Source organism: Curtobacterium sp. 260 (assembly GCF_030803485.1).
Taxonomy (GTDB): domain Bacteria; phylum Actinomycetota; class Actinomycetes; order Actinomycetales; family Microbacteriaceae; genus Curtobacterium.
Window position 1 is genome coordinate 1 of the sequence record NZ_JAURUY010000024.1, and the last position, 10,347, is coordinate 10,347.

General features: G+C 74.0%; 11 protein-coding genes and 1 pseudogene. 8 read left to right on the forward strand and 4 right to left on the reverse strand.

Annotated elements, in window-relative coordinates:
* Positions 1-437 precede the first annotated feature (437 nt).
* Positions 438-773 (forward strand): annotated as a pseudogene (locus J2X59_RS15770) (aquaporin); the annotation flags it as partial.
* Between the two features lie 36 nt (positions 774-809).
* Positions 810-998 carry a hypothetical protein gene (locus tag J2X59_RS15775; RefSeq protein WP_066653419.1) on the forward strand — a complete coding sequence of 63 codons (189 nt, stop codon included), beginning with the start codon at positions 810-812 and terminating at the stop codon, positions 996-998.
* A 57-nt stretch (positions 999-1,055) separates the two neighbouring features.
* Here J2X59_RS15775 and J2X59_RS15780 read toward each other — a convergent pair whose 3' ends face one another.
* Positions 1,056-1,607: a tetratricopeptide repeat protein gene (locus J2X59_RS15780; protein WP_326497302.1), complete on the reverse strand. Its 552-nt coding sequence runs from the start codon at positions 1,605-1,607 to the stop codon at positions 1,056-1,058.
* 121 nt (positions 1,608-1,728) lie between these two features.
* On the opposite strand from J2X59_RS15780, the gene J2X59_RS15785 reads away from it, so the two are divergent.
* Entirely contained in the window at positions 1,729-3,156 is a 1,428-nt protein-coding gene (locus J2X59_RS15785; RefSeq protein WP_326497303.1) for a GAF domain-containing serine/threonine-protein kinase, read from the forward strand.
* Positions 3,157-3,162: 6 nt separating this feature from the next.
* Here the strand turns inward: J2X59_RS15785 and J2X59_RS15790 are convergent, their stop codons facing one another.
* The 3 genes from J2X59_RS15790 to J2X59_RS15800 are packed head-to-tail and all read right to left on the reverse strand — an operon-like array spanning position 3,163 to position 5,012.
* The gene (locus J2X59_RS15790) at positions 3,163-3,417 is read right to left on the reverse strand and encodes a hypothetical protein (RefSeq protein WP_066653429.1); all 255 of its coding nucleotides are present in this window, start codon (positions 3,415-3,417) and stop codon (positions 3,163-3,165) included.
* A gap of 34 nt (positions 3,418-3,451) precedes the next feature.
* Positions 3,452-4,273 (reverse strand): PmoA family protein, encoded by an 822-nt coding sequence (locus J2X59_RS15795; protein WP_326497304.1) that lies wholly within the window; start codon positions 4,271-4,273, stop codon positions 3,452-3,454.
* A 10-nt stretch (positions 4,274-4,283) separates the two neighbouring features.
* Positions 4,284-5,012: a class I SAM-dependent methyltransferase gene (locus tag J2X59_RS15800; protein WP_326497305.1), complete on the reverse strand. Its 729-nt coding sequence runs from the start codon at positions 5,010-5,012 to the stop codon at positions 4,284-4,286.
* A gap of 387 nt (positions 5,013-5,399) precedes the next feature.
* On the opposite strand from J2X59_RS15800, the gene J2X59_RS15805 reads away from it, so the two are divergent.
* The 5 genes from J2X59_RS15805 (at position 5,400) to rlmN (ending at position 10,045) form a co-directional block, all read left to right on the forward strand.
* Entirely contained in the window at positions 5,400-5,567 is a 168-nt protein-coding gene (locus tag J2X59_RS15805; protein WP_251155794.1) for a hypothetical protein, read from the forward strand.
* Positions 5,564-6,613, forward strand: coding sequence for an AraC family transcriptional regulator (locus J2X59_RS15810; protein ID WP_326497306.1), 1,050 nt, complete (start codon positions 5,564-5,566; stop codon positions 6,611-6,613). The genes J2X59_RS15805 and J2X59_RS15810 overlap by 4 nt, the downstream gene beginning before the upstream one ends.
* Before the next feature lie 110 nt (positions 6,614-6,723).
* Positions 6,724-7,596 carry an alpha/beta fold hydrolase gene (locus J2X59_RS15815; protein ID WP_326497307.1) on the forward strand — a complete coding sequence of 291 codons (873 nt, stop codon included), beginning with the start codon at positions 6,724-6,726 and terminating at the stop codon, positions 7,594-7,596.
* 212 nt (positions 7,597-7,808) lie between these two features.
* Positions 7,809-8,759, forward strand: coding sequence for a C40 family peptidase (locus J2X59_RS15820; RefSeq protein WP_326497308.1), 951 nt, complete (start codon positions 7,809-7,811; stop codon positions 8,757-8,759).
* Between the two features lie 41 nt (positions 8,760-8,800).
* Positions 8,801-10,045: a 23S rRNA (adenine(2503)-C(2))-methyltransferase RlmN gene (gene rlmN, locus J2X59_RS15825; RefSeq protein WP_326497309.1), complete on the forward strand. Its 1,245-nt coding sequence runs from the start codon at positions 8,801-8,803 to the stop codon at positions 10,043-10,045.
* Positions 10,046-10,347 lie beyond the last annotated feature (302 nt).

Sequence of the window (10,347 nt, forward strand, 5' to 3'; positions counted from 1 at the left end):
CCACACCCTCGGCCGACAGATCCCGGTCCTGGTCCACCTCACCGGCGGCACCCGCACCGCACTGGCACGCACCACCCGCGTCCAGTGACAGCACCACCAGCACCACGCAGCACCACCCACCGGCCGGGGGACGCCCGACGTCCCCCGGCCGTTCCGTGCCCGGAACCGGCCGTCCACACAGCCGCAGCCGAACCCGGGAGGCGACCCGAGCCTCCCGTCCGCAGACCCAGGAGGAGACCCCACGTGGCACGCAACCACGGAGCCGTCAGCGCATCGACCTCGGAGCAGCGTCGCGAGGACGCTGCCGAGTGGAGCCCGCTGGCCCGCTACCTGTCCGAGTTCTTCGGCACCTTCCTGCTCGTGCTCGGCGGCGTCGGGGCTAGGCCGGCGCCTTCCGGGCCGCGCACGACGCCGGCTTCGCCTCGAACGGCTTCGGCAGCGCCAGCCCGGGCGGGTACGGCCTCGGCGCCGTCTTCCTGACCGAGGCGGTCCTCACCGGGGTCTTCCTCGCGGTGATCCTCTCGATCACCGCCAAGCAGGAGTACCAGGCCCTCGCCCCGATCGGCATCGGCCTCACCCTGACCCTCATCCACCTGGTGAGCATCCCGGTGAGCAACACCTCCGTGAACCCCGCACGCTCCGTCGCTGCCGCGGTCTACGGTGGGGCCACGCCGCTCGCCCAGCTCTGGGTCTTCATCGTCGCACCGGTCCTCGGTGCGGTCGTCGCCGGCCTGATCGTCCGCGTCGGCGGTCGCCGCCGCATCACCGGCTGACCTCACGAGGTCACCCACCGAGAGAAGGAGAACAGCATGCGCAACCGCATCATCGTCATCGGGCTCATCGCCCTGGTCGGCATCTGGATCGGGTCCCGGTCGAACCGGCCCGTCGTGAAGAAGACGAGCACGGCCGAGACCATCCGCAAGGCCTGGAACGACCCGCACGCGCGGAAGCAGCGCGCGAAGCTCCGCAAGAAGATCGAGAAGGCCGCCTCGCACTGACGGGGTGACCACGGACGGGAGGCGCGGTGCCAGCTGGCACCGCGCCTCCCGTCGCGGCTAGCGCTGCTGGTCGCCGTCGCCGTCGCCGGGAGTTCCCGGGTCCGTGAGCGCGGCCGCGTAGGCCCGTACCGATCGGTTGTAGCGGGGAAGCGTCGGCTCGACGGCCTCGATCGCCACCCGCAGTGCCTCGTCGACACGGCCCGCGCTGTGCAGCGCGAGCGCGAGGAAGACGCGAGGGGCCGCTCCGGTCGCAGGGTGCGGTGGGGCATCGCGGAGCATCGCGATCGCATCGTCGACCCGGCCGAGGTTCCGGAGGGTCGACGCGTGCTGCACGACCAGCCGTGCGGCACGGTCGGGGTCGACGGTGCCGAGCCCCGCCTCGTTCGCCGCGGCGTACTGCTCGTGCGCGGCGGCCTCCTGCCCGCCGGAGTCGTGTGCGCCACCGAGCTCGAACGAGCCGAGCGCGGGGTTGGGTGCGACCGCCGCGAGCTCGCGCATCCGGTCGATCCGGGCAGCGTCGTCCACGGTGTCGTCCGCCCACAGCGCCGCGACGCGTGCTTCCCAGTCGGGGTCGGAGGGTCGTGGCTGTGGGGTCGTGGTGTCGCTCACACGGTCACGCTAGCGGCACCGCTGCGACGCGCGACCATCCGGTGGACGTGCCCCTGCGCGCATCCGGGGCACCGGGATGCGAAGATGCATCGTTGCCCACCGACAGGACGACGAGGAACCCATGGGACACGACGACGCCGCGCCGCTCCTCGACGGGCGCTACCGACTCGAGCAGGAGATCGGGCGGGGCGGCATGTCCGTCGTGTACCGCGCCACCGACGAGGTGCTGCACCGTCCCGTCGCCGTGAAGCTCTTCCACCCGGGCTCCGTCGACCTGGCACGGCAGGAGGCGGAGCTCGGCGTCCTCGCTGCGCTCGAGCACCACGGGCTGGTCGGGTTGCTCGACGCGGGTGTGGTCGACGTCGTCGGCAGTGGTCCGCGACGCTTCCTCGTCATGTCGCTCGTCGTCGGACAGGACCTGGAGGCGCGGCTCGAGGTCGGACCGCTCTCCGCGAAGCACATCGCCGAGATCGGCTACGACATGGCCGAGGCGCTCGAGTACATCCACCCGCACGGCGTCGTGCACCGCGACATCAAGCCGTCCAACATCCTGCTCGTGGACTACGGCACCGGCTCCGACCGGGCCCGCGCACGGCTGACCGACTTCGGGATCGCCCTGGCCGCGGGGGTCGAACGGCTCACCGCTGACGGTGTCACGACGGGCACGGCTGCCTACCTCAGCCCGGAGCAGGCCCGGGGTGCGGACGTCGGTCCCGCGAGCGACGTGTACTCGCTCGGTCTCGTGCTGCTCCAGTGCTTCACGCGACGCCGCGAGTTCCCGGGGTCGCTCGTCGAGTCCGCCATCGCCCGGCTGTCGCGCGACCCGGTCGTGCCGGAGCCGCTGCCGGAGCACTGGAAGCACCTGCTCCGCGCGATGACGGCGCAGGACCCGACGGCACGGCCCCTCGGTGCGCAGCTCGTCACGATGCTGCGCGACGTCGTCATCACCGAGAGCGCTGCAGCCGACATCGCGGCCACCGGTGCCCGGTCCGATGCCGCCCCCGCTGCGACCGCGACCGCCGACGCGGGCCCCGCCGAGCCGACCCCAGCCGCCCCGGCGGACCCCCGCCCTGCCACGCTCGACTCGCTGCCCGAGGAATCGCTGCAACGCACCGTGGCGATGGCCGCACGGCTCTTCGACGCTCCGATCGCCCTGGTCGACGTGCTCGACGAGGACCGTGAGTGGTCGCAGTCGTGGATCGCCGAGGGGGTCGACGAGGCAGCGCGCAGCATCAGCTTCCGCAGCGGCTTCGCGCCGGTACCCGTCCCCGTGGTGATCCCGGACGGGTCCGTGCACCCGGAGATGCGGCAGAGTCCGCTCGTCACCGGGCCGCTCGGCATCCGGTTCTACGTGAGCGTGCCCCTGCTGCGGCACGACGGCACCGCGGTGGGGACCCTCGCCGTGCTGGACGTCCGTCCGCGCGAGGCGTCCGAGGGCGACCTGGCGAACCTGCGCGACCTCGCTGCGCTGGCCACCACGCAGCTGGAGCTCCGCCAGGAGTCCCTGCGCACGACGAGCGACGCACTGCCGCTCGACGGCGCGCGCTGACCCGCGTCAGGCGCCGGGTCGACCGTCCGACCACGTCATCGCCCGGTCCGCCTGCTCGGCCGTGATCCGGGTCACCGCACCGCAGTTGGTGCACTCGTTGCGGTGTGAGCGCGACAGCGGGACGAGCGGGACGAAGAACAGGCTGAGCTTCGTCGTGCGGCGCACCACCCGCTGCGCCGCCAGGACGCCGCACACCCCGCAGACGAAGCGGACCACGGTGAGCAGGGTGTCGGAGCCGCGGGTGCCGAAGATCAGGAACACACCGCGAGGCTACGCGGACGACGCAGACGGACCGTCAGCCGTCGGAGACCGTCACGCGGAACGACCGCACGAGCGGCTCGTCCGGCCGGACGACGACGGGGGAACGCCAGGCGAGCGCCGAGCCGACCGCGGGGTACTCCGCGACCCGGACGAACCACGGATCGCGGTGGTCCAGCGCCTCGACGAGCACGTGCGCTCGTCCGCCGTCGAAGGACCCGGTCCACGCCACCCACGGTGCGACGGAACCGTGCACGCGGTCCTCGCCCGCGCCGTCGGGGGTGCGGACCACGACGTCCGTGCAGGGGGCGAACCGCAGGAACCAGCCGCCGTAGCCGGCACCGGCGCGACCGTGGCTGGCCGGACTGCCGAGCGCGACCGGTCGGGCACCGGGCGCGCGGAGCGTGGACGTCCACTCGAGCTGCCAGCCGTCCGGCGTCGCACGCCAGCCGAGCGTGCGGTCCTCGTGGAGCAGCAGCGCGCCGGCCGGGTCGCGCCAGGAGGTGCCGAGCCGCAGCCCAGCGCCGTCCGTCTCGGAGGGGCCGACGGTCGCGGTGCCGTGGTCGTCCTGCCACCGGTAGCCGGGACCGTCCACGTACGTCGGTCCGCCCCAGCAGTTGACGCCGTCGAGGTCGGGGAACGCGACGCCGAGGCCGCAGTGCCAGGGGTGGTCCTCGGGGTGGCGGTCGGTGAGCACCACGCCGCCGAGCGTCCGCACCGGGTGGAGGAAGGGCCGCGGCACCCAGGCCGGCGGGACGTCCGCGCCGTCGTGCAGCTCGCCCACCCTGACCCCGGCGACGTCGAGCGGCACGACGACGCCGTGCGCCGTGCCCGTGCCCTCCGTGTCGTTCGTCCCCACCTCGCCGACGCTACGCGTCGACCTCCGTTGACCGTCGCCGCACGAGCACGACGCTGTCCACCGTCTCGTGTCGCTCGCCGTCCGGTCCGGTCGCCGATCGCGGTCGGCCCTCGGCGACCATGACGTCCCACCCGTCGTCGAGCCGCAGCGCCGCCAGGTCCTGCTCGGGCGTCGGGAAGCGGTGTGACCGCATCTCTTCGGGCACGTCGCGGTGCGGCGGAGCGGCGTGGGCGGTGACGAGCAGGTGCCCGCCGGGAGCGACCGCCGTGGTCGCCCGGCGCAGGATCGCGTCGCGGGGGATGCCGACCGGCCACGACTGCAGGAAGGACGCCGTGACCAGGTCGAACCGCTCGTCGGGAGCCGGGCTCCAGGTCGCCAGGTCGGCGGCGACGAACCGGGTCCGTCCGGCCACCCCGGCCGACCGCGCCGCGCGGTCGGCGCGGTCGACGGCGGTCTGCGACAGGTCGACGCCGGTCACCGTCCAGCCCTGCTCCGCGAGCCAGACGACGTCGCCGCCCTCACCGCACCCGAGGTCGAGTGCCCGGCCGCCACCCGACGGCAGTCCGGCGACCACGTCGGCGAGCACCGCGTTCACCCGGCCCGACCAGATCCCGTCCCGTTCGGCGTACCGGGCCTCCCACCAGTCGCGCGCCGTGCCGCCCCCACCCGCGGGAGTGCCGTCGGGGCGGGCCGGGGTGTGTGCGTCGGCGGGGGCGGAGGGGTCGTCGTGCGCGTGCATCCGCCCAGTCGACCGCGCACCGGAGCGCACCGCAAGGATCCTTGCCGGACCGGCAACGGCGGCCCGCCGCGGGCAGGCCCGGACCGGCGACGGCAGCCTGCCGCGAGTGGCCGCCGGACGGGAGGCGCACGGCCGCCCGCCACGCGCCTCCCGTCCGTCGCACACCGGACGGACGGACGACGACGTTCCGTCCGGAGTGCGCGGACTGGGTGTCCGGTGTCCGCGGTGCCGTCCGGCGGCGCGTACCGTCGCCGACACGACGAGATCGTCCGGCGGCCACGCCACGCGGGGGCCGCCAGGGTGGGTGCCACGCCACCCCGCGACCCTGCCGACCGGACGCTCCGGACGACGCAGGACGCCAGGCGGTCGTGATGCAGGGAGCACGACATGTCGACGTACCAGACGGACGAGCGGGTCGAACCGGTCCGCGTCATCACCTACCGGCACCTCCGCCGCGCCGCGCGACGGGGCTGGGCGGTGCCCGAGGGCGCCCCGGCGCCGTCGCTCGCGGACCTGGGGCGGGTCCGCGGACCCAGCCGCGGCGACCGCACGTGATCACCGCGACCGTCGACCCGCCCGCGGAGGACCGGTCGACCGAGCAGCGCCGGACCTCGGTCCGACAGGTCGTGCACAGCGGCACGGAACCCGGCGGGGCCCGCACCCTCCACGAGGACGTGTACGACGGCCACGACCTGTGGTGCCGTCCCGACGGGGACGCCCCCTTCAGCTACCGGTACCGCGCCACCGGGGACGGGCGGGTGAGCCTGCGGACCTCGTCGGTCTCGGCGCACCACGGCGGTGTGCTCGCCCCCGGCCGGCAGTACCTGCTCGCGTGGTCCGTCGAGGGCGGTGTCGTGCTCGACCCGGACCGCGAGGACGGCGTCACGCTCCGCCCGGGCGTCCCGGTGATGTGCCCGGCGGGTCGTCCCTTCTCGGTGGCGGCGCCGCCCGGCACCGTGCACCTGGTGCACTTCGACGCGGACTTCCTCGAGGCCGTCGCGGTCGTCGGCGGTGCGGCCGTCCCCGTGCCGCTGGCGTTCCCGGCCGCCGTGCCGTCCGCCCGCCTCGCGCCGTTGCAGCGCACGCTCCGCGAGCTCGCCGGTGCGATGCTCGACGTCGACGTGGTCGACGGAGAGCGGGCGGTGCTGGACCTGCGCCTCGCCGAAGCCGTCCTCGAGGCGTTCCGCCCCGACCCCGACGGCGGCGTCCCCGACGGCTCCGTCGCCACGCTCGAGCGGGCGAAGGCGTACATGTACGCGCACTTCGCCCGCCCGCTCAGCACCGCGGAGATCGCCGCCGGTGCCGAGTCCAGCGTCCGGACGCTGCAGGAGACCTTCCAACGGCACGAGGCATCGACGCCGACCGCGTTCCTCCGGGACCTCCGGCTCGACAAGGCCCGGATCGCGCTGCAGCTCGCCGACGCACGGGAGACCTCGGTGGGAGCCGTGGCGTCCTCCTGCGGCTTCCGGCACATGGGGCGTTTCTCCGGCGCGTACTCCACGCGCTACGGGGAGCACCCGGGGGAGACGCTGCGAGGGCAGCGACGGATGATCGCGGTCGCCGGGACCCCCGGTCGCACGCGGGGGTCCCAGCCGGGCTGAGCCCGCCCGTCTCCCTCGCCTGTCCGGATCCGCAGGTCGGTCGGGAGGCACCCGGCGCGTCCACCGCGCAGCCCCGGTCCGCCCCATGCTGCGCTGGGTAGCGTGCAGGGATGCAGCGGACGTCACCGAGCACCGGGACCGGCGGGATCGCGGTCGCCGTGCGCGGCACCGGCGCCCCGGTCCTCGTCCTGCACGGCACCCCCGGCGGGATCTCCTCCGCCGAGGCGATGGCCCGCTTCCTGCCCTCCGACCGCTTCCGCGTCGTGACCCTCGCACGACCGGGCTACGAGGGGACGACCCTCGAGCCGGACCACCCCTCGCTCGACGACGAGGCCGACCGGTACGCGGTGCTCCTCGACGAGCTCGGCATCGACCGTGTCGCCGTGCTGGCGTGGTCCGGCGGCGGCCCGGCTGCCTACCGGTTCGCGGTCCGCCACCCGGACCGGATCCGGACGCTCGTCGTCGTCGCCGGGCTGTCCGCGCGGTGGGTCCCGCCGAAGCCGTCCTTCGCCGAGTGGGTCGTCGCGTACACCCGGGTCGGTGCGGCGCTCGCCGCGTCCGCCGCCCGACTGGTGCCGTCCGTCGTCGTCCGCACCGCCGAGGCCGGCGTCAGCTCCCTGCGCGGGCGGGCGCTCACCGCACACGTCGCGGACGTCCTGCACGATCGGCCCCGCCGCCGGGTCCTGCTCGACCTGTCGTCGAGCGGCAACGCGGGCGGGCGCAACCGTCCGGGGTGGGACAACGACGTGCGGGTGCTCGGAGCGGTGGACGACCTCGAGCTCGGGGCCGTCCGGGCACCGACACTGCTGGTGCACGGCGACGCGGACACCGAGGTCCCGATGGAGCACAGTGCCCGGGCCGCTGCGACCGTGCCCAGGGCCGAGCTCCTCACGCTTCCCGGCGGCACCCACTTCGGGCTCTGGGACCACCACGACGCGGCCCGCGTGCAGGAGCGCGTCCGGAGCCACCTCGAGCGCGCCTGACCGCTGCCGCGCCGGACCGCTGCCGCCTGACCGCTGCCGCGCCTGACCACTGCGTGCCGGCTCCGCTCGCTCGGGGAGGGCTGCGCTCGACCCGGCAGGCTGAGACGAACCGCAGGAACCGGACGCTCCAGCCCTGGCGGTCACAGCTTCGTGACCAATACGTTATCTCCCTGAGCCGGTCGACCACCCGTCGCCCGATCGCGGAAGGAACCATGGGACGACACGCACTGCCCGCAGCCCACGACGGCGCACGGTCGACAGCACCCGAGCCGACCGCACCCCGGTCGTGGGAACCCGCGGAGCTGCGGCGTCCCCGCGGCCGTCGCGCGGCCCTCGGCCCCGCGGTCGCCCGTTCCTCCTTCGTGCAGCCCGCGAAGCCCGCGCGCACGGTCGCGCTCGCCGCACCGCGCCCGGTCGCGTCGACCGCCGTCGCCGGCGCCGCGGTGCTCTCACGCTCCGCAGCACTCCGCGCCGAGCGTGCCGCGGACCCGCGGCACGTCCGCCGCGCCGCGAACGCCAAGCGCGCGGCGATCCTGCTCGCACCGGCGCTCGCCGTGACGTCGACGCTGACGCTCGCGGTCCCTGCGGACGCGGCCCCGGCGACCACGACGAGCAGCTCGGCGTCCGCCGTCACGGCTGCGGACGACGCGCAGTCCTTCACCGTCGCCCGCGACGTCGAGGTCCCCGTCGTGCAGACGGACGGCATGACGACCACCACGACGATCGTGTCCTACCCGACGATCGTCACGAAGTACGGCGTCACCACGCAGCAGGCCGAGGCGGCCATCTCGAAGGTGCTGTCGGCGGGCGGCAAGCGCGCCACGATCGTCTCGACGGCGCTGCAGTACATGGGGGACCCGTACGTCGAGGGCGGCGCGAGCCACTCCGGCATCGACTGCTCGGGACTGACGATGGTGGCGTACGCGGCCGTCGGCATCCCGCTCGTCCACTACGTGCCGTCGCAGGACGCGGTCGCCACGACGATCCCGCAGTCCGAGGCCCTGCCGGGCGACCTCGTGGTGTTCGACAACGAGGACCACGTCGGCATCTACCTCGGCGACGGCATCGTGCTGCAGGCGCCGCACCCCGGCGACCCGGTCGACATCGTGCCGCTGTACCCGAACGCCCACCACTTCGCGCGTCTGCTGCCCGCGGGGGAGTGACGCGTCGACGGGGAGTTGCGCACCTCCCGTAAACTGGAGTGATGGCCACCGAGACCCGCACCCCGTTCGAGGAGCAGCGCTCCACGCGTCCGCAGGTGCGCCCGCGCACCGAGGGGTGGACCCAGGCGCAGGACTCCGAGGGGCGACCCCTCCTGCAGTTCGCGTCGCCGAAGCGCGGCAAGCCGCCGGTGCACCTCGCCGACATGACCGTCGAGGAGCGCGTCGCGAAGGTCAAGGAGCTCGGCCTGCCCGGCTTCCGCGCCAAGCAGCTGTCGACGCACTACTTCACGCACTGGTCGTCCGACCCGGCGACGATGACCGACCTGCCGGCTGCCCAGCGCGAGGAACTCGTGGCCGGGATGCTGCCGCCGCTCCTCACGGAGACCCGGCGTCTGGCGACGGACAAGGGCGACACGATCAAGTTCCTCTGGAAGCTGCACGACGGCGCCCTGGTCGAGTCGGTGCTGATGCGCTACCCCGGTCGCATCACGCTCTGCGTCTCGTCGCAGGCGGGTTGCGGCATGAACTGCCCGTTCTGCGCGACCGGCCAGGCAGGGCTGACGCGCAACATGTCGACCGCCGAGATCATCGAGCAGATCGTCCGGGCGAACGCCGCGATCGCCGCCGGTGAACTCGGGGGCGACCCGCGGAAGGGCGGGCAGGACCGCGTCGATGCCGAACGCGTCACGAACATCGTCTTCATGGGGATGGGCGAGCCGCTCGCCAACTACAAGCGGGTCATCGAGGCGGTGCGCACGATGATCGCTCCGCAGCCGCACGGTCTCGGGATGAGCGCGCGTGGCATCACCGTCTCCACCGTCGGCCTGGTGCCGGCGATCAAGAAGCTGGCGGACGAGGACATCCCGCTCACCTTCGCCCTGTCGCTGCACGCGCCGGACGACGAGCTCCGCGACGAGCTCATCCCGGTGAACTCGCGGTGGAAGGCCGACGAGGCGATCGACGCCGCGTACGAGTACTACGCGAAGACCGGTCGACGGGTCTCGATCGAGTACGCCCTCATCAAGGACATGAACGACCACGCCTGGCGCGCCGACCTGCTCGCCGAGAAGCTCAACGCGCGTGGCAAGGGCTGGGTGCACGTCAACCCGATCCCGCTCAACCCGACGCCCGGTTCGGTCTGGACCTCGTCGGAGCCCCACGTGCAGGACGAGTTCGTCCGCCGGCTGAACGCTGCGGGCGTCCCGACGACCCTGCGCGACACCCGCGGCAAGGAGATCGACGGCGCGTGCGGCCAGTTGGCCGCGGCGGACGAGACGGACGTCTGAGTCGACGATCGGTCGGACGGGAGTCACGGTGCGGGTACGCACCGTGCCTCCCGTCGTTCCCGGGTCGCGTCGGCACGCGTGCGACCGCCGACCGGCACCCGTCCGACCGCGGCTCGGTACCCCTCCTCCCGCGAGTCCTCGGGGAAGTCGGGGGACGACACGCCCGGGATGTGGGTGGTGTTGGTGGTGTGGTCGGGCCGTGCGTAAAGTAATCACTCGTTGCCGCTGAGGCGGAGAACGGAACGGCCGAGACGGTCACCGGGTTCACCTGGGGATCTTGTCCGCCACGGTTCTTCCCCGGC

Coding starts and splice junctions, on each gene's coding strand:
- J2X59_RS15815 (WP_326497307.1), top strand. CDS start 6,724: ATGCAGCGGACGTCACCGAGCACCGGGACCGGCGGGATCGCGGTCGCC.
- J2X59_RS15805 (WP_251155794.1), top strand. CDS start 5,400: ATGTCGACGTACCAGACGGACGAGCGGGTCGAACCGGTCCGCGTCATC.
- J2X59_RS15775 (WP_066653419.1), top strand. CDS start 810: ATGCGCAACCGCATCATCGTCATCGGGCTCATCGCCCTGGTCGGCATC.
- J2X59_RS15820 (WP_326497308.1), top strand. CDS start 7,809: ATGGGACGACACGCACTGCCCGCAGCCCACGACGGCGCACGGTCGACA.
- J2X59_RS15800 (WP_326497305.1), bottom strand. CDS start 5,012: ATGCACGCGCACGACGACCCCTCCGCCCCCGCCGACGCACACACCCCG.
- J2X59_RS15785 (WP_326497303.1), top strand. CDS start 1,729: ATGGGACACGACGACGCCGCGCCGCTCCTCGACGGGCGCTACCGACTC.
- rlmN (WP_326497309.1), top strand. CDS start 8,801: ATGGCCACCGAGACCCGCACCCCGTTCGAGGAGCAGCGCTCCACGCGT.